The sequence below is a fragment of the Lysobacter sp. HA18 genome, from assembly GCF_054057595.1.
Genome location: NZ_JBSRZL010000001.1, coordinates 3,159,119 through 3,178,062, shown reverse-complemented (window position 1 = coordinate 3,178,062; position 18,944 = coordinate 3,159,119). Strand labels below are relative to the sequence as shown.

The 18,944-nt window shown below is 68.5% G+C and carries 15 protein-coding genes; 12 read left to right on the top strand and 3 right to left on the bottom strand.

Translation table 11 applies throughout. The features are described 5' to 3' along the window. The first annotated feature begins 101 nt into the window (after window positions 1–101). Genes ACVWWW_RS15365 through ACVWWW_RS15350 form a run of 4 tightly spaced genes read left to right on the top strand, consistent with a single transcriptional unit; the run spans window position 102 to window position 6,145 of the window. A complete protein-coding gene (locus ACVWWW_RS15365) occupies window positions 102–1,520 on the top strand; it encodes a cytochrome ubiquinol oxidase subunit I (protein WP_027081642.1) in 1,419 nt (472 codons plus the stop codon). Then, entirely contained in the window at window positions 1,517–2,533 is a 1,017-nt protein-coding gene (cydB, locus tag ACVWWW_RS15360; RefSeq protein ID WP_027081643.1) for a cytochrome d ubiquinol oxidase subunit II, read from the top strand. Before ACVWWW_RS15365 ends, cydB begins: the two co-directional genes overlap by 4 nt. A gap of 44 nt (window positions 2,534–2,577) precedes the next feature. Continuing rightward, window positions 2,578–2,859, top strand: a complete 282-nt coding sequence (locus tag ACVWWW_RS15355; RefSeq protein WP_027081644.1) for a YcgL domain-containing protein — start codon at window positions 2,578–2,580, stop codon at window positions 2,857–2,859. Further along, window positions 2,852–6,145, top strand: coding sequence for an ankyrin repeat domain-containing protein (locus ACVWWW_RS15350; RefSeq protein ID WP_051234583.1), 3,294 nt, complete (start codon window positions 2,852–2,854; stop codon window positions 6,143–6,145). The genes ACVWWW_RS15355 and ACVWWW_RS15350 overlap by 8 nt, the downstream gene beginning before the upstream one ends. A 41-nt stretch (window positions 6,146–6,186) precedes the next feature. Here ACVWWW_RS15350 and ACVWWW_RS15345 read toward each other — a convergent pair whose 3' ends face one another. Then, complete coding sequence (locus ACVWWW_RS15345) at window positions 6,187–7,989, bottom strand: monovalent cation:proton antiporter-2 (CPA2) family protein (RefSeq protein WP_027081646.1); 1,803 nt, start codon at window positions 7,987–7,989, stop codon at window positions 6,187–6,189. Between the two features lie 141 nt (window positions 7,990–8,130). On the opposite strand from ACVWWW_RS15345, the gene ACVWWW_RS15340 reads away from it, so the two are divergent. The 3 genes from ACVWWW_RS15340 (at window position 8,131) to ACVWWW_RS15330 (ending at window position 11,073) form a co-directional block, all read left to right on the top strand. Further along, a complete protein-coding gene (locus tag ACVWWW_RS15340) occupies window positions 8,131–9,159 on the top strand; it encodes a GGDEF domain-containing protein (protein ID WP_036141110.1) in 1,029 nt (342 codons plus the stop codon). Then, the gene (locus tag ACVWWW_RS15335) at window positions 9,156–10,037 is read left to right on the top strand and encodes a hypothetical protein (protein WP_027081648.1); all 882 of its coding nucleotides are present in this window, start codon (window positions 9,156–9,158) and stop codon (window positions 10,035–10,037) included. Before ACVWWW_RS15340 ends, ACVWWW_RS15335 begins: the two co-directional genes overlap by 4 nt. 160 nt (window positions 10,038–10,197) lie before the next feature. Then, window positions 10,198–11,073, top strand: coding sequence for a hypothetical protein (locus ACVWWW_RS15330; protein ID WP_456998734.1), 876 nt, complete (start codon window positions 10,198–10,200; stop codon window positions 11,071–11,073). 88 nt (window positions 11,074–11,161) lie between these two features. Here the strand turns inward: ACVWWW_RS15330 and rho are convergent, their stop codons facing one another. Then, window positions 11,162–12,886: a transcription termination factor Rho gene (gene rho / locus ACVWWW_RS15325; protein ID WP_027081650.1), complete on the bottom strand. Its 1,725-nt coding sequence runs from the start codon at window positions 12,884–12,886 to the stop codon at window positions 11,162–11,164. A 303-nt stretch (window positions 12,887–13,189) separates the two neighbouring features. Beyond that, on the bottom strand, window positions 13,190–13,516 hold the full coding sequence (trxA, locus tag ACVWWW_RS15320; protein ID WP_027081651.1) for a thioredoxin: 327 nt from the start codon (window positions 13,514–13,516) through the stop codon (window positions 13,190–13,192). A gap of 238 nt (window positions 13,517–13,754) precedes the next feature. Between trxA and rhlB the strand changes: the two genes are divergently transcribed. The 5 genes from rhlB to ung are packed head-to-tail and all read left to right on the top strand — an operon-like array spanning window position 13,755 to window position 18,883. Continuing rightward, on the top strand, window positions 13,755–15,506 hold the full coding sequence (rhlB, locus tag ACVWWW_RS15315; protein ID WP_027081652.1) for an ATP-dependent RNA helicase RhlB: 1,752 nt from the start codon (window positions 13,755–13,757) through the stop codon (window positions 15,504–15,506). A gap of 13 nt (window positions 15,507–15,519) precedes the next feature. Beyond that, window positions 15,520–16,305, top strand: a complete 786-nt coding sequence (gene ftsE, locus ACVWWW_RS15310; protein ID WP_456998733.1) for a cell division ATP-binding protein FtsE — start codon at window positions 15,520–15,522, stop codon at window positions 16,303–16,305. After that, window positions 16,302–17,261, top strand: coding sequence for a permease-like cell division protein FtsX (gene ftsX, locus ACVWWW_RS15305; protein ID WP_051234587.1), 960 nt, complete (start codon window positions 16,302–16,304; stop codon window positions 17,259–17,261). The genes ftsE and ftsX overlap by 4 nt, the downstream gene beginning before the upstream one ends. A gap of 58 nt (window positions 17,262–17,319) precedes the next feature. Next, complete coding sequence (locus ACVWWW_RS15300) at window positions 17,320–18,108, top strand: response regulator (RefSeq protein ID WP_051234740.1); 789 nt, start codon at window positions 17,320–17,322, stop codon at window positions 18,106–18,108. A 46-nt stretch (window positions 18,109–18,154) separates the two neighbouring features. Then, entirely contained in the window at window positions 18,155–18,883 is a 729-nt protein-coding gene (ung, locus tag ACVWWW_RS15295; protein WP_027081656.1) for a uracil-DNA glycosylase, read from the top strand. The last annotated feature ends 61 nt before the right edge of the window (window positions 18,884–18,944 follow it).

Here is an 18,944-nt window from a genome sequence, read left to right as displayed (position 1 = left end):
GACGGCGTCCCGATGCTGCGACGCTGCTGCAGCGAGCTCGCGCGTGGCGCACAATACGCAGGCGAATAGACGACTCAACCTGATCGACGGGAAGGCCCTCGATGGATGCTCTGCTGCTCTCGCGAATCCAGTTCGGATTCGTGATCTCGTTCCACATCATGTTTCCCGCATTCACGATCGGACTGGCCAGCTGGCTCGCGTTCTGTGAATGGCGATGGCTCCGGACGCGCGACAGCGTCTGGCGCGACATCTACTTCTTCTGGCTGCGCATCTTCGCCATCAGCTTCGGCATGGGCGTGGTCAGCGGCATCGTCATGAGCTTCCAGTTCGGCACCAACTGGGCCGTGCTCAGCGAACGCGCCGGCAACATCCTCGGCCCGTTGATGACGTACGAGGTGCTGACCGCGTTCTTCCTCGAGGCGACCTTCCTCGGCGTGATGCTGTTCGGCGCGCGCAAGGTGCCGGAAAAACTGCACTTCTTCGCGACGTGCATGGTCGCGCTCGGCACGCTGGTGTCGACGTTCTGGATCATCTCGGCCAACAGCTGGATGCACACGCCGGCCGGTTACACGATCACGCAGGCCGGCGTGTTCGAACCCGCGGACTGGTGGGCGATCGTCTTCAATCCGTCGTTCCCGTACCGGCTCGCGCACATGGTGCTGGCCGCGTTCATCACCACGTGCTTCGTGGTCGGTGGCGTCAGCGCGGGCTACCTGTGGCGACGCGAGCATGTCGATGCTGCGCGCAAGATGCTGAAGATGGCGGTGCTGTTCGCCGCGATCACGGTGCCGACGCAGATCTTCGTCGGCGACCTGCACGGCCTCGAAGTCCACAAGTACCAGCCGACCAAGCTTGCGGCGATCGAAGCGCACTGGGAGCAGGGCGCGGCCGGCGCTGGCGTGCCGCTGGTGCTGTTCGCGGTGCCGAACCAGCAGGCCGAGCGCAACGATTACGAAGTCGCATTGCCGCGTGTCGGGTCGCTGGTGCTCACGCACAGCTGGGCCGGCGAGATCACGCCGCTCAAGGCCGTGCCGCGCGAAGACCGCCCGCCGGTCATCCCGGTGTTCTTCTCGTTCCGCGTGATGGTGGGGCTCGGGCTTGCGATGCTGGCGCTGGCCTGGCTGTCGGCGCTGCAGCTGCGTCGCGGCCGGCTGTTCGACACGCGTTGGCTCATCAACGGCTGGCGCTGGATGACGTTCGCCGGCTTCGTCGCTTTGCTGACGGGCTGGTACGTCGCCGAGATCGGCCGTCAACCGTGGGTAGTGTACGGCCTGCTGCGTACAGCGAATGCGGTAAGCCCGATGCTGACCACCGGCGAAGTGATTGCGTCGATCGCCGCGTTCATCACCGTCTACGCGATCGTGTTCGGTGCGGGCATCTGGTACATCCGCAAGCTCGTGCGCGTCGGTCCAGTGCCGCACGATCCGGGCCCGGAAGCCGAGCATGGCGAGCGTCGACCGAAGCGGCCGCTGTCGGTGGATTCGGTCGACGACGGCGCCGCGCGCGAGGTGCGCCCGTGAGCGCCGCGACCGTGCTGCCGGTGCTGTGGTTCGGCGTGATCGGTTTCGGCGTGCTGATGTACGTGCTGCTCGACGGTTTCGTGCTGGGCCTCGGCATCCTCGCGCCGTTCGCGCGCGACGAGGACGAACTCGACCACATGATGAACACGGCCGCGCCGATCTGGGACGGCAACGAAACCTGGCTGGTGCTCGGCGGCGCGGGCCTGCTCGCCGCGTTCCCGAAGGCCTACGCGATCATGCTGTCGGCGCTGTACCTGCCGGTGCTGCTGATGCTGATCGCGCTGATCTTCCGCGGCGTCGCCTTCGAATTCCGCTTCAAGGCCACGCGCGCGCGACGCTTCTGGGGCGCGGCGTTCGGGCTCGGCTCGACGTTCGCCGGATTCGCGCAGGGCGTGATCCTCGGCTCCATCGTCGAGGGCATGCCGCTGGAATCGGGCAAGTACCTCGGCGGCGCGTTCGGCTGGTTCAGCCCGTTCTCGATGCTGACCGGCGTGGCGGTGGTGTTCGGCTACGCGCTGCTCGGCACCACGTGGCTCATCCTCAAGACCGAAGGCCCGCTGCAGCGCCTCGCGCGGCACATGGCACGGCCGCTGGTGCTGGTGGTTGTGGCGTTCATGGGCCTGGTCAGCGCATGGCTGCCGTTCCTGAGCTCGCGGATCATGGCGCGCTGGTTCGAGGGCGGGCATTTCTGGTGGCTCGCGCCGGTGCCGCTGCTCGCGCTGGTCAACGCCGCGTGGCTGTGGCGTGCGGCGCTGCGCGAAGGGCGCGACGCGACGCCGTTCCTGCTCACCCTGAGCTTCTTCCTGCTCGGTTTCGTCGGGCTGGTGCTCGGCGTCTGGCCGCACATCATTCCGCCGTCGCTGACGATCTGGAGCGCCTCGTCGCCGCCGTCGTCGCAGGGCTTCGTGATGGTCGGCATGGTCGTGCTGCTGCCGGCGATCCTCGGCTACACGTGGTGGTCGTACCGGGTGTTCGCGGGCAAAGTCGCGGCCGACAGCGGCTATCACCACTAGTCCGCGGGTATGCTGTCGCGACGCCCTCAACGAGCGTTGCCGTCATGCACGCCCACGTCTACAAGAGCCTGCGAAAGGCCGACACCTACGTCTATCTCGCGCAGCGCGATGCGTTCGACGCGCTGCCCGAGCCTGTGCGCGCGCAGCTCGGCGGACTCGAATACGTGCTCGAAGTCGAGCTGACGCCCGAGCGTCGCCTCGCGCGCGCCGACGCCGCGCAGGTGCGCGAAGCACTCGAATCACGCGGCTTCTTCCTGCAGATGCCGCCGCCGCCCGACGCACCGGCCTACGACGCGGGCGAGTACTACCGGAGCCGCGATGCCTGACCGCGGCAACCTGCACGGACGCGCGTTCGCGTTCATCGCCGCGGCGGTTGTCATCGCCGCGCTCGCGATCCTGCCGTCGCCGGTCACCTCGATCGGCATCCTTCTCGCACAGCCGCTTGCGGCGGTCGGTGTATCGACCTGGCGTCGCCGCGTCGGTTCGACGTCGCGTCATCTCGCGACATTGCTCGGCCTGTGGACGATCGCCACGCTCGGCGTCGGCCTGTTGTTGTCATGGCCGTTGATGGCGCTGCTGCGCAGCGGTTCGCTGCCGGCGACGATCGCGTTGAGTCTCGCGGTCGGCATCGCGCTTCTTGTGCTTTGGCCAACGTGGACGTTATGGACCGGCGTGGAGCGCGATGGCGACTGGCGCGCGCATCTCGACGCGATGCCCGATCGCGATCGCACCGCATGGCGCGGGCTCGCCGTCGCCGTGCCGGTCGTCGCACTCGCATCGGCGGTCACGGTGTTCGCGTGGCCGGGCGTGCTGACGGGCTCCACGCGCATCGCGGTCGCGGTGTTCGTCGCGCTGCTTGGTCCCGCGTTGCATTTCCTGATCTCGCGCGTCGATGGCAATGCGCGCGAGGTACGACCCGAACGTACCGACCGCATCGACAACGTGGTCGCGCTCGACGCCATTCGCGCCGAAGCGCCCGTCGCGGTCGCGCCGGCCGTCGACCCCAAGGCGATGCTGCGCGAGCTGTACGACGCCGCACGCGGTGGTCGCGTCGAACGCGCACTCGCACTGATCGACGCCGGCGTCGACGTCAACTCGCCGCCGCCCGCCGGCGAACGCGACCAGCGTGCATTGCCGGTTCTCGCCGCAGTGCTGCCGGACCTGCGCCTGCTGCGCGCGCTCATCGCGAAGGGCATCGATCTCAACGCGATGCAGGCCGGCATGACGCCGCTGCTGGCCGCCACGCGCGACAGCTGGCATGGCCGCCCCGAAGCGGTGATGACGCTGCTGTCGAACGGCGCCGACCCGCGCCTGCGCGATGGCGACGGCAATACCGCGCTGCACTTCGCCGCGCGCAGCACCGATCCGGGTGTCGCCGCACTGCTGCGCGATGCTGCGGCCGAACTCGAAGTCGTCAACGCCGAAGGCCTGTCGCCGCTCGGCATGGCCTGCGCTGCGGGCAACTGGCGCGTCGCGCGTTTCCTGCTCGAACGCGGCGCGCGTCCCGAGCCGCCGGGCGGCCAGCCTGCATTGCTCGCCGCCGCGGGTGCGGAAGACGATGACCCGGCTGGCGTGCAGCTGCTGCTCAAGCACAAGGCGCGCGTCGACGCGCGCGACCGCTCCGGTCGCACCGCGTTGCACGTTGCCGCGCATGCCGGCCACATGGAAATCGTGATCGCGCTGCTCGAAGCCGGCGCCGATGCCGCGCTCACCGACGCGCAGGGCCGCACGCCGATCATGGAAGCCGTGCGCGGCGGTCAGCTCGAAGTCGCCGACGAACTGCTGCGCCAGTTGCCGGATAGTGGCGTCGCACAGGCGTCGCGTGTCGACGCCGACGGCCGAAGCCTCTTGTCGCTGGCCTGCGATTCCGAACGCGCGACGCCCGAACTCATCACGCGCCTGCTCGAGCTCGGCGCCGATCCTGCGCAGGTCGACAAGCAGGGCAAGCGCCCGGTCGACCGCGCGGCGGAAGCCGGTCGCTGGGCGCTGGTCGCCGCACTCGACGCCGGCTATCGCCTGCCTGCCGCGCTGCGCGAAGACGACGATGCACCGTTGCCCGACCGCACGCCGATCGCGTTGCTGCGCGAAGGCCTGCGTGAGCACGCGGACGGACTCGACAGCGTCGTGCGGTTGATGTCGGCCAGCGATCTCGGCTCGCTATTGCACGACGACGAGATCGTCGCCGATCCCGCCAACGTCGCGTGGCTGCTTGCGCGCGGTGCCGATCCTTATATTCGCGACGGGCAGGGCCAGACGCCGCTGTTCGTGCTGCTCGGTCGCGGCCCGGCCGCGTTGCCGGCACTGCGGCGACTGCTCGATGCCGGCGTATCGCCGGCGGGTCGCGGCGGTCTCGCGCGTTTCCTCGCGGCCTGCGTCGCCGGCGATGCCGCCTGCGCACGCATGGCGGTCGAGCTGTTCGAACGCGGCGCCGATCCGTTCGGCCCGTCGCGCGGCGGCGATCCCGCGATCACGCTCGCCGTGCGCCTTGGCGGCATCACGTTGATCGAGCGTCTGCTGCAGGCCGGCGTCGGCCTCGACGCGCGCGACAGCCGCGGCATGAGCGCGCTGCATCTCGCCGCCGCGCTCGGTCGCGTCGATCTGGTGAAGCGCCTCGTCGCGCACGGCGCATGCACCGAGTTGCGCGCCACCGACGGGCAGACGCCGCTCGGTGTCGCGCTTGCCGCAGGTCGTCGCGACATCGCCGACTGGCTGGACTGGCGCGGCTGGCCGCTGCCGCGTCGTCCGCTGCGCGCGCTCGACGTGCCGGCCGCGGCGATGGCGGGCGACGACGATGCCGTGCGTCGCCTGCTGGATCTCGAACTGCCGGTCGACGCCGTCGATCGCCAGGGCTGCAGCGCACTGCTGCGCGCCGCCGGTGGCGGACATCGCGCGGTAGTCGAACTGCTGTTGCAGCGCGGTGCCGATCCGGGTCTCGCCGCGCAGTCGGGCGCGACGCCGCTGTCGGCCGCGGTGTCGATGCGTCATATCGACATCGTCGATCGCCTCGTGGCGTCGCGCGTATCGCTCGAACAGCGACTGCCCGGTGATCTCACCGTCTTGATGGTCGCAAGCGCGCTCGGTCTGCCCGATCTCGCGATGCGCTTGATCTCGGCCGGCGCCGACGTGCATGCGGTCGACGGGCAGGGTCGCAATGCGCTGCACTGCGCCGCACTGTATGCCTTCACGTCGCGCGATCGCGCACGCGTCGCCGCGTTGCTGGATGCGCTGGTACTCGCAGGCGTCGAACCCGATGCGGCCGCCAACGACGTCACGCCATTGCTGTTGCTGCTCGGTGCGCGTGCAGAGCCAGGCACCGGCACGGACGAGGACGTGCTGCTCACCGCGCTCGAGCAGTTCCTCGTGCAGGACGTCAAACTCGACTCACGCGACGCGCGCGGCTTCGGTCCGCTGCATCTCGCTGCGCTGCACGGCCTGCCGCGCATCGTGCAGCGCCTGTTGAAGGCCGGTGCGGATCCGGATCTTCGCGATTCGCTCAACCGCACGCCGCGCGAAGTCGCCTTGATGCGCGGTTTCGTCGACATCGCTGCGGAGTTCGCGCCGAGCAACGCATCGCGCGACATCTCCATGGCGCGGTTCCTACGCGATCGCTGAAGCAGACACAGCGGACGGTTCGACGTCCGCTCAGTCGACTGTCACGGCGTTTCCGGTTCGCGCACCATGCCGCCGAGCACGCCCTCGCCGACGTCCGCGTTGAACAGGTCCTCCAGTTCGCGGCGTGCATCGCGCGCGCTCTGCAGCAGGGCTTCCTCGTCGTCGCGCACTTCGTATTGCGCGCGCAGCAGACGCTCATCGTGCTCGCGGAAACGTTTGACCTGCGCGTGCACGGTCGCCGCGTCGAAGCCGAGTTCGACCAGTACGCGCTCGCCGGTGTACAGGCTGGAGTGGAAGGCCTCGCGGATCGCATGCGCGCCGAGGTCCATCAGTTCCCATGCGTGGCGACGATCGCGCGCACTCGCATATACCGTGGCGTCCGGGTACATCTGCCGCACCGTGCGCGTCGTACGCACCGAGGCTTCTGGGTCTTCCAGCGCGATCACGAACACTTTCGCCGAATCCGCGCCGGCGGATCGCAGAAGATCCGAGCGGCTCGGATCGCCGTAGTACACGGGATTGCCGAAGCGACGCACGAAGTCGACCTGGTCCGCGCTGGGCTCGATGGCGATGAAGGGCAGCTTCTGCGCGGTCAGCAATCGTGCGACCACCTGCCCGAAGCGACCGAAGCCTGCGATCAGCACCTTCGGTTGATTGTCGGGAATCGTGTCGAACGCACGCGCCGGTTTCGCCGGTGCATGCCGTAGCACGCGCGAGACGACCAGCAGCAACAGCGGGCCGAACGCCATCGACAGGCCGACCGTCGCGACGAGCCGATCGCGCGTCAATGCATCGATGATGCCGACGCGGTTCGCTTCGGAGAACACCACGAACGCAAACTCGCCGCCGAGCGCGAGTACGCCCGCGAGCTGCAATGCATCGCGTGTCGACAAGCGACCGGGCCGCTTGCCGACCATCACCAGCAGCACGAACTTGATCGCGAGCACGCCGCCGACCATCGCCGCCATGCGCAAGGGCTCGGCGGCCACGCGTGCGACGTCGATGCTCATGCCGACCGCCATGAAGAACAGGCCGAGCAGCAGACCCTTGAACGGATCGACCTGCGCTTCGAGTTCGTGGCGGAATTCCGAATCCGCCAGCAGCACGCCGGCGAGGAAAGCGCCCAGACCCGGCGACAGACCAGCCTGCAACATGATCCACGCCGCGCCGAGCACCGTCAGCAACGCAGCGCCGGTGAAAACTTCCGGCATGCCAGTGCGCGCGATCAATCGGAAGCCCTGTCGCAACAGCAAGCGCCCGCCGACGACGACGAGCAGTACCGCGCCGATCGCCTTGCCGACGGTGTAGCCGTCGAACGTGGTGCCGCCGACGTGGCCGAGCACCGGCATCGCGGCGAGCAGCGGAATGGCCGCGAGGTCCTGGAACAGCAGGATCGCGAACGCGAGCCGGCCATGCTCGCTGTGCACCGCGCGCCGTTCGGACAACAACTGCAGGCCGACCGCGGTCGACGACAGCGCGAGCGCGACGCCGACCACGAACGCCGCCGTCCACGACAGTCCCGCGAGCTTCGCGGCAACAGCGAGTGCCGCACTGCAGGCGAGCATTTGCGCACCGCCCGCACCGAACACGGGACGGCGCATCACCATCAAACGTGATGGCGACAGTTCCAGGCCGAGCACGAACAGCAGCATGACGACGCCGACTTCCGACGCCGCGAGCACCGGGTCCGCATCGGCGACCACGCGGAAGCCCTGCGGCCCGAGCAGCACGCCCGCGGCGAGATAGCCGAGCACCGCGCCGAGGCCGAGCCGACGGAACAACGGCGCCGCGACGACAGCGGCGAGCAGGAAGACGAGTGCGAGGTCGAGACCGCTGCCGTGCATGGAAAGCTCCGGGGCCGGACGCGCCATCGTAGCGGGCGTTGGATCATGAACGGCAGTGGCCGTCGCGACGCAGTGTCCGTCGGGTTACGCTCGGCGGCCGGCCGCGCGAGGCCGGTGCCCTTCAGCGCGGACGAGGCCGTGATGTCGCTCCACCGGTTGCGCACCGATTTCCAGTTCACCGTCCTCGTCCTGTTCTGCCTCGTCGGCCTGATCGGCATCGCGCCGTTCGTGGCGTATCGCTTCGTGCGCGTCGAAACACAGGTCGCCATGGTCGACAGCGCGATCGTCGCCGCACTGTTCGGCACGCTGGTCTATGCATGGCGCGGCGGCAACGTGGCACGCGCGAGCCTGTTCGTCGTCGGCATGACGTCGTTCGCCTGCATCATCGTCGCGCGCATGGTCGGGCTGTCCGGCGCGTTCTGGTCGTGTCCCGTGCTGGTGTCGAACTTCCTGCTGGTGCGACGCGGCTACGGCCTGGCCGCATCGATCGTGCTGATCGCGGTGATCGTGATCGACGGCAGCGCGTTCGCGACGATGCTCGATCGCCTGATGTACCTGTCCAGCGCATCGGTCGCGTGCATGCTTGCGTACGTGTTCGCGCGACGCACCGAATTGCAGCGCGCGCAGCTGGAGACGCTGGCATCGCGCGATCCATTGACGGGCGTCGCCAATCGCCGCGCGATGGATCGCGAATTGCACATCGCCGCCGAAGCGTTTCGTCGCCATCGCACGCCGGTGGGCCTGCTGGTGATGGACCTCGACCACTTCAAGCGCGTCAACGACGAGTTCGGCCACGATGCCGGCGACGACGTGCTCGTCTCCTTCGCACGCGTCGTGCAAGCGCGCGGCCGCGCCGGCGACCGCCTGTTCCGCTACGGCGGCGAAGAGTTCGTGCTGATGCTGCCCGGCACCGACGTCGAGACGTTGCAGCAACTCGCCGACGCGCTGCGAGCCGACGTTTCGAGCCGCGTGCGCGCCGGCGATCGCGCGATCACGGTGTCGGTCGGCGGTGCGGTCCTGCATCCGGGCGAGGACAACGCGCATTGGCTGGCAAGGGCGGATGCGGCGATGTACGAGGCAAAGCATCAGGGGCGGGATCGGGTGGTGGTGGATACCGCGCCGCCGGTTCCGGCATCATCGGTCACCGGCCCCTCAAGGAAGACGACATGAAGCACCGCTGGACAATCCTGCTGTGCGCGGCGCTGGCGGCGTCGACCGCCCATGCCGCGGTCACCCCGTTGCCCGCGATGGAAGAGCCGATCCTCGTCACCCGCGTCGACTGCCGCATCGTCATCGACACGCAGGGGCATGTCGCCGAGTACGTGCCGAAGACCGAACTTCCCGCACCCGTCGCGGCGCGCGTGGCCGACCTGGTCAACGCATTGCGCTTCGAACCGGTGGAAGTGGACGGTCGCGTCGTCAATGCGGAAACGACGATGCGCGCGGCGGTATCGGCCAAGAAGCTCGATGACGGTGGCATGCGCCTGGCGATCGATAACCTGACGTTTCCGCCGGAGAAGCCGACGAGCCCGGGCGCTCCTTCGTCCGCGTACAGCAAGCGCATCTCGATCCACTTTCCCGAAGAGGCGCTACGCCTTGGGCTCGATGCCGATGTGCTCGTCGCGCTGCGACTGGGTGCAGACGGACACGTGCTCGACGCGGCGGCCCAGCAGAGTGCATTGGTGCACCAGCGTGGAAACCCGCGCGAAGTCGCCAAGGCGCTCGCGATCTTTGAACGTGCGGCTGTCGCGGGCGTGCGGCAGTGGCAGGCGAATCCGGCGTCGCTGCAGGACAAAGACCGCGTGGGCGACGGCTATATCACCTACATGCCCGTGCAGTTTCGTACGGCGTCCCAAGGCCAGAAGCCGTCGTTCGACGGCGTCGGCCAGTGGACGCTGGAGACGCGCACCGTGAAACGTGTCCCCGCGTGGGTGCCTGTCGCCGCAACCGCCCCGCAGCCCGGTGCGTCCGATCTCGCCGACGGCGAACAGAGCGGCGTCAACACGCGCTATCGCCTCGCGGCGCCGTTGGCCGCGCTCGCGCCCTGACGTACGAAGGGCGCGTAGAAGGCTTCGTCGCGCCGCTTACTCAACGCCGACGCGCCGTCAAGGCGCAAACCGGCGCTGGACGTACGACGCGCACAGTCAAGGCATGCCGAACCGCGGCAGACGTTTTGGCAGAACATATTTGCGAGCGATAGGGGGATACATGAATCGTCGTTGCCTAGTGCTGTTGAGTACCCTGATCGCCGGGCCTGCGTTGGCAGGCCCGCTCACCGTCGAGCCGCGTGTATTGACCACGTATCTCGATGGCGAGCTTACGGTCGACCCGGCGGGTGTCGTCGAGTCGTATCACGTGACCGGGGACGTGCCCGAAGGGCTCGCGACCAAGGCTCAGGAGATGGTTCGTCAGCTGCGATTCGAGCCTGTGCTGGTCGACGGCAACCCGGCGCGTGCGCACACACAGATGCGGGTAACGCTCGCTGGAACGCCGACGGATGACGACGGGCTGTCCGTTCACCTGGACAACATTTCGTTTCCCAAGCAACGCGAGGGCCGGAGTGCGGATCACTACGAGCCGGTGCAAATGAAGGTCGATCAGAAGTCGATGGCCGATTATCCGAAGCCTGCTGCCGTCGCGGGCGTCGATGCGAACGTGCTGGTCGCCGTGAAAGTCGCTCGTGACGGCAGCATCGCCGATGCGTCAGTCCGGCAGAGCGCGCTGCTTGCTGCCGGCGGGAGTGACGCCGTGGTGTCGAGCCTGCTGTCGCAATTCGAGTATCAGAGTCTGCGGGCGGTGCGGCGATGGCACGTAAAAGTTGACGTCCGCGACGGAGCGCAACCGACCGTGTCAGACATGACCGCACTCGTGGTATTCGCATATCGCATGAAGGAACGGGCTACACCCCATGCCGGTGAGTGGACGTGGGAGACGCGCTCGGAGAAGCGCGACACGCCGTGGTTGCCGCACGATCCCTCCGAACCGTTCGCAGGCGTGGCGGACACTTTTGGTGATGGTCTGCTGAGCGACGAGGGGGCCAAGTTCCGGCTGATGCCGCCCGTTGGTGGGAAGGGCGCACCGTAGGTGCATCTGCGACTCGTGTAGTCGTGTCCGGCGCCGACAAAAAAAGCCCCGCCGAAGCGGGGCTTTTTATCGCATCAACTAACTCGACTCAGCGCTTCATCGAGCTGAAGAACTCGTCGTTGGACTTGGTGTTCTTCATCTTGTCGAGCAGGAACTCCATCGCGGCGATTTCGTCCATGCCGTGCAGCAGCTTGCGCAGGATCCAGATCTTCTGCAGAAGCTCCGGCTCGATGAGGTAATCCTCGCGACGCGTGCCCGAGCGGTTGATGTCGATCGCGGGATAGACGCGCTTTTCGGCGATGCGACGGTTCAAATGGACTTCCGAGTTACCGGTGCCCTTGAACTCTTCGTAGATCACCTCGTCCATCTTCGAGCCGGTGTCGATCAGCGCGGTGGCGATGATCGTCAGCGAACCGCCTTCCTCGACGTTTCGCGCGGCGCCGAAGAAGCGCTTCGGGCGATGCAGCGCGTTGGCGTCGACACCGCCCGACAGGATCTTGCCGGACGACGGCACGACGTTGTTGTACGCACGGGCGAGGCGGGTGATCGAGTCGAGCAGGATCACCACGTCCTTCTTGTGCTCGACCAGGCGCTTGGCGCGCTCGATCACCATCTCGGCGACCTGCACGTGGCGCGCGGCCGGCTCGTCGAATGTCGAGCTGATGACTTCGCCGCGCACGGTGCGCTGCATGTCGGTCACTTCCTCGGGGCGCTCGTCGATGAGCAGCACGATGAGGTGCACGTCCGGATGGTTGTAGGTGATCGCGGTAGCGACCTGCTGCATCAGCATGGTCTTGCCGGCCTTCGGCGGCGAGACGATCAGTGCGCGCTGGCCTTTGCCCTGCGGCGCCATCAGGTCGAGGATTCGACCGGTCACGTCTTCCGTCGAGCCGTCGCCGCGCTCGAGGCGGAACTTGCGGCGCGGGAACAGCGCGGTGAGGTTTTCGAACAGCGCCTTGTTCTTCGACGCCTCGATCGGCTCGCCGTTGATGGTGTCGACGATGTTGAGCGCGAAGTAGCGCTCGCCGTCCTTCGGCCAGCGGATGCGGCCGGAGATGTGGTCGCCGGTGCGCAGGTTGAAGCGGCGGATCTGCGACGGGGAAATGTAGGTGTCGTCCGGGCCCGCGAGGTAGCTCGCCTCGGCCGCGCGCAGGAAGCCGAAGCCGTCCGGCAGGATTTCCAGCACGCCGTCGGCGGCGACGCCTTCGCCGTGGCGGGTCAGCACCTTCAGCAGCGCGAAGATGACGTCCTGCTTGCGGGCGCGGGCGACGCCTTCGTGGATGTTGAGCTGCTCGGCGATCTCGACCAGCTTCGGCGCGGGCATGCGCTTGAGGTCGGACAGCGAGTACTGCGGGAAGCCTTCGGGCACGGCCGGGTGCGGTCGCGCGACGAAGGTCTCGCCATTGTTGTTGGCGCCATCGTCGCCGCCGGGCTGGTCGCGGCGTTCGCGCTGGCGGTCGCGGCGGTTCTTGAAGCGCTCACGGCGCGTCATGCGCTGGCCACCTTCGCCCTGCTCGCGCTGGGCGTTGTCGGCATTGGCGCCACCCTGCTGGGTGGATTCGCCGGAGGTGGACGGCTCGGGTGCGCCGGCAACGGGCGCGGCCTCGGCCGGCGCGTCGTTGCGCGGTGCGGATTCGGCGGGCGCCGCAGCTGCGGGCGCGGCCGGAGCAGGCGCTGCGGCGGGTGCCGGAGCCTCGCTGCGGGGCGGTTCGGCGACGGCGGTCGCGGTGTCGGGGGCGTCGGCCTTGGGCACGCGCGTCTTGCGCACGCGCTTTTCGGCGACTTCGCCGGCGTCGGGGGTCTGGTCGGACAAGCGGGAATCCTCGCTAATGCGGCGAGCGCCCGCGGTGCGCGGGCCAAGTCGGGATCGGTGTAGAAAAAGAGGGGTGCGGCGAGCGCGAACGCGCCGGGCCAGCGGGAAACTAGCACCGCCGCGACGAGGCGTGCAAGCGCTCGAAGCGACGGTCATTCGACCGTGGACGGCTACGGTGCCGTGTGAAGGCCAGCGCCGGGGGGGCGCGGTGAGTCCACCTTACGCGAGAGCAGGGCGCGCGATGCGGCGCGCGGCCCTGCGATTCATCGGCGGGTCACGCCATCGGCGCGACCCGCGAAACGCTCAGAGCGCCTTGTCGATCAACTGCGCGAGCTGGGCCTTGCCCACCGCGCCGATCTGCGTGCCCTGCACCTGGCCGTTCTTGAAGACCAGCAGCATCGGGATCGAACGCACGTGGTACTTCAGCGCGGTCTGACGCTCATTGTCGACGTTGACCTTGACGATCTTGGCGCGGCCCTCGTAGGTGCCGGCGAGCTCGTCCAGCGCGGGCGCGATCATCTTGCAGGGGCCGCACCACGGCGCCCAGAAGTCCACCAGCACCGGCTCGGCCGACTGCAGGACCTCGCGGTCGAAATCGGCATCGCCGACGTGCTTGATCTTCTCGCTCACTGAACAGGTCTCCTCGAGGTACGGGTGCGGGCACCATGGTCGCACGGGGTGCGTGGAGCCATGCGCTACACTTGGGGACCTTACGCGGTGGTGCAAGCCCCGCGCGACCGTCCGGCCGCATCCGCAGCGTTCCGCGAATGCCACCGTCGCCGCCCCACGCGCGCCCGGACTTCTTTGCCGGCCGCCGTCTTCCGGTCGCCGCCCTCCCTGCAAGCGCCGCTCGGCGCGCCGGATCCTGATGAGCGACAAGCCCCTAACCGACGTTTCCTTTACCTCCTTCGACCTGCATCCCGCACTGCTGGCCGGCCTCGAAGCCGCCGGGTTCACGCGCTGCACGCCGATCCAGGCCATGACCCTTCCGCTGGCGCTCGCCGGCCGCGACGTCGCCGGCCAGGCGCAGACCGGCACCGGCAAGACGCTCGCCTTCCTCGTCGCAGTGGTGAACCGGCTGCTGACGCGCCCGGCGCTGGCCGACCGCAAGCCCGAGGACCCGCGCGCTCTGATCCTCGCGCCGACCCGCGAACTCGCCATCCAGATCCACAAGGACGCGGTGAAGTTCGGCTCCGAACTCGGCATCAAGTTCGCGCTGATCTACGGCGGCGTCGACTACGACAAGCAGCGCCAAATCCTGCAGCAGGGCGCCGACGTCATCATCGCGACGCCCGGCCGCCTGATCGACTACGTCAAGCAGCACAAGGTCGTGTCGCTGCACGCCTGCGAAGTCTGCGTGCTCGACGAAGCCGACCGCATGTTCGACCTCGGCTTCATCAAGGACATCCGCTTCCTGCTGCGCCGCATGCCCGAGCGCACCACGCGGCAGACGCTGCTGTTCTCGGCGACGCTCAGCCACCGCGTGCTCGAGCTTGCGTACGAGCACATGAACGAGCCGGAGAAGCTCGTCGTCGAGAGCGAGTTCATCACCGCCGCGAAGGTGCGCCAGAAGGTGTACTACCCGTCGGATGAGGAAAAGATCCCGCTGCTGATCGCGCTTCTGTCGCGTTCGGAAGGCGCGCGCACCATGGTGTTCGTCAACACCAAGGCGTTCGTCGAGCGCGTTGCGCGTGCGCTTGAACGCGCCGGCTATCGCGTCGGCGTTCTGTCGGGCGACGTGCCGCAGAAGAAGCGCGAGTCCTTGCTCAAGAAGTTCCAGGCCGGCCAGCTCGAGATTCTCGTGGCGACCGACGTCGCCGCGCGCGGCCTGCACATCGACGGCGTGTCGCACGTCTACAACTACGACCTGCCGTTCGATGCCGAGGACTATGTCCACCGCATCGGCCGTACGGCCCGTCTTGGCGCGGAAGGCGATGCGATCAGCTTCGCCTGCGAGCGTTACGCGATGAGCCTGCCCGACATCGAGGCCTACATCGAGCAGAAGCTGCCGACCGAGCAGGTCACAGCCGACATGCTGGTCGCGCTTCCGCGCACGCCGCGCGCGAAGGTGGAAGGCGAAGAGGAAGAAAGCGTCAGCGCGATCTTCCGCGAAGCGCGCGAACAGAAGGCCGAGGACGATGCGCGTCGTGGCGTCAAGCCGCGTTCGGGCAGCCGCACCGGCGGTTCGCGTGACGGCGAGCGTCGTCCGCCGCGCGGGCCGAAGCCCGAGCGTGCGACGAGCACGCCGAAGCCCGAGGCCGTCGTCGCCACTGCGACCGGCGATGCGGTTGCCGAAGTCGCCAAGGCACCACGCGCACCGCGGATCGATCCGGTCACCGGCGAAGAGCTGGCGCCGCGCAAGCGTCGTCGCCGTCGTCGTGGCAAGCCGGTCGATGGAGCCGTCGCCGCGGAGTCGGGTTCGGGCAGCAACGGAGCGGCGACGCCGCGTCCGGAACGCACGCCGCGTCCGCCGCGTCACGAGCCGCGCGGTGGCCGTGCGCAGGGCAGTGATGCGCCGGCGCCGGCCGCGGTCACGTCCGATGCGAAGCCGGGCCTGCTCGGCCGCGTCGCGCGCGGGCTGAAGTCGCTGATCACGCGGGCGCCGCGCAGCCAGCACTGAGTCCATCGCGTCGATGACACGAACGGGCGATCGCACTGCGGTCGCCCGTTTTCGTTGGTGCGCTCGCGGTGATGTCGACGGCCGTCGCGGACCATCTGCGATACTCCGCCGCATGACTCTTCTGCGTTTCGACAACGTCGGCAAGCGCTATGCATCCGGGCGCGAGGCGCTGGCCGATGTCAGCTTCGAGGTCGCGCCGGGCGAGATGCTGTTCGTCACCGGGCATTCCGGTGCGGGCAAGAGCACGCTGCTGCGCCTGATCCACCTGACCGAGCGCGCGAGCCGCGGCGCCGTGATCTTCGACGATCGCAACCTCGGCAAGATGCGCGGGCGCCGCATGGCGCTGCACCGTCGCGATGTCGGCGTGGTCTTCCAGGACCATCGCCTGCTGGCCGACCGCAGCATCGGCGACAACGTCGCGCTGCCGCTGCTGCTGCGCGGTACGCATCGCGCGGAGATCGCCAAGCGCGTGCGCTTCACGCTCGAAAAGGTCGGCCTCGGCGACCGCGAGAAAGCACTGCCGCGGCAGCTCAGCGCCGGCGAGCAGCAACGCGTCGGCATTGCGCGCGCGATCGTCGCCGAACCCAAACTTCTTCTCGCCGACGAACCGACCGGCAACCTCGATCCCGCGCTGTCGACGGAGATCATGGCGCTGCTCGAATCGCTGTCGATGCGCGGCACCTCGGTGATGGTGGCGAGCCACGACCTCGCGCTGGTGCGCCGCATGCGCAAACGCGTGATCGTGCTCGACCACGGCCGCCTGGTCGATGACATTCCGCCCGGGGAGCTCGCCGCATGAGCACCAAGGCGAAGAAGGCCAAGCGCGTCGAGGGCGTGCGCACGCGCTCCCGCGTCGGCAGCTGGTTCGATCACCACGTCTACAGCCTGATCGCGAGCCTCGGCCGCATGCTGCGCAAGCCGTGGGCGACGGGGCTGACCGTCGGCGTCATGGCGATCGCGATCGCGTTGCCGCTGGGCCTGTGGGCGGTGCTGTCGAACCTCTCGCAGTTCACGGGCGACGTGCAGCAGTCGCGGCAGGTCAGCCTGTATCTCAAGCCCGGCACCACGCTCGAGCGCGCCAATGCGCTCGCGCAGCAGGTGCGCGCGCGGCCGGACGTGGTCAACGCGACGGTGCGCAGCGCGGACGAGGGGTTGAAGGAACTCCGCGAACAGGGCGGGCTAGCCGAAGCCGCCGACGCGCTCGGCGAAAATCCGTTGCCGCACCTTCTGCGCATCACACCGCGTGGCGACGATGCGGTGCTCGCGGCGTCGCTGCAGTCGCTCAACGATGTCGACGTCGTCCAGCAGGACGCCGCCTGGCGCACGAGGCTCGATCGCTGGCTCACGCTCGGCGAGCGCATCGCCTGGGTGCTGGCGACTCTGCTCGGCCTCGGTGCGCTTCTGGTCGTCGGCAATACCGTGCGGCTGGATATCCAGTCGCGACGCGACGAGATCGAGGTTCTTCAGCTGCTCGGCGCCACCGGCGGCTTCGTGCGTCGACCGTTCCTGTACCTGGGCGCCTGCTACGGGCTTCTCTCGGGCGCGATCGCGCTCGGCCTGCTCACCGGCGCGGAACTCGCGCTGCGCGAGCCGATCACCCGGCTGGCGCAAACGTACGGCAGCGCATTCCGTCTGCAGGGTTTCGACCCGATCCGGGCCGCCGTCGCAGTTCTGGGCGCCGGGCTGATCGGCTGGCTTGGCGCGGGGCTGGTGACGGGTCACTATCTCCGGCAGACCCGCTCGACCGGCGATTGATGTGAGCACGGAGCACCAGGATCTTCGCCATCTGCCGACGACCACGTCGGCGCGCGTGATGGTGGTCGATGGATCGAAGCTGGTGCGCAAGCTCATCGGTGACGTGCTGCAGCGCGAAGTGCCGGGCATCGAGGTCGTCTGCTGCGACGGCGTCGCGCAGGCCGGCGAAGCGCTCGCCAACGGCCCGGTCGACCTCGTCACCACCGCACTCGCACTGCCCGACGGCGACGGCATCGCGCTCGCGCGCACCGTCCGCCAGGCGGCGGGGCAGAAGTACGTGCCGATCATCGTGGTGTCGGGCGATGCGCAGTCGCACCTGGAATCGCGCACCTTCACCGAAGACGTCACCGACTACTTCGACAAGGCGCTCGGCCATGCCGCGCTCGCCGCCTTCATCCGCGGCTACGTGCACCCCGAGCCGATCCCCGGCGCGCGCGTGCTGTACGTCGAGGACAGCAAGGTGGTGGCCGTCGCGACCAAGCGCATGCTCGAGCGCCACGGCCTGAAGGTGATGCACTTCATCGGCGTCGAGGAAGCGCTCGCGCATTTCGACGCGCACCGCGACCAGCCCGACATCGGCGCGGACCTCGTGCTGACCGACGTCTACCTCAAGGGCGAACTGAGCGGGCACGACCTGCTCGGCCGCCTGCGCGTGCAGTTCGGCTATGGCAAGCGCCGCCTGCCGATCCTGGTGATGACGGGCGACGCCAACCCGCAGAACCAGAGCGAGCTGCTGCGCGCCGGCGCGAACGACCTGGTGCTCAAGCCGATCGAAGAACGCCTGCTGATAACCAAGACGCTGTTCCAGCTGCGCCTGTCGCGACTCGAGCACGCCGCGGCCGCCTGAGGCGATTCGCATTGCGCCCGCCGCGTCGATTCCCGACGATACGGCGATGAGCGCCGCCGAAAACATCCGTCTCGAGCCCGGCTGGAAAGCGCAGGTGGGCGATTACCTGCTGCGCGATGACATGCAGCAACTCGCCGCCTTCCTGCGCGACCGCAAACGCGCGGGCGCTCAGGTGTTTCCGCCGGGCCAGGAAATCTTCGCCGCGTTCGACGCGACACCTTTCGATCGCACGCGCGTGGTCGTGCTCGGGCAGGACCCGTATCACGGCCCGGGGCAGGCGCATGGCCTGGCGTTCTCGGTGCTGCCCGGCGTGCCGGTCCCGCCATCGCTCGCCAACATCTATGCCGAGCTGCAGCGCGACCTCGGCATAGCGCGGCCGGATCACGGCTGCCTGCTGCCGTGGGCATGGCAGGGGGTGCTGCTGTTGAACTCGGTACTCACCGTCGAGAACGGCCGCGCTGGCGCGCATCAGGGCAAGGGCTGGGAAGGCTTCACCGACCACGTGGTCGACGTGCTCAATGCCGAGCGCGAGGGCCTGGTGTTCCTGCTGTGGGGCAGCTATGCGCAGGCCAAGGGCAAGCGCATCGACACGTCCAAACATCGCGTGCTGAAAGCGCCGCATCCGTCGCCGCTGTCGGCCCATCGCGGCTTCATCGGCTGCGGACATTTCTCGTCGACGAACGAGTACCTGGCGCGCCGCGGCAGCCCTGTCATCGACTGGTCGCTGCCAGCCGCGGCCGCACTCAAGGCGACCCTGGACCGCACGCCGGCGTAGGGTCCGGCGGCGCATGACAGCGCTGCCATTCGGGGTATTCTCGACCCAGCGGCTGTAATCG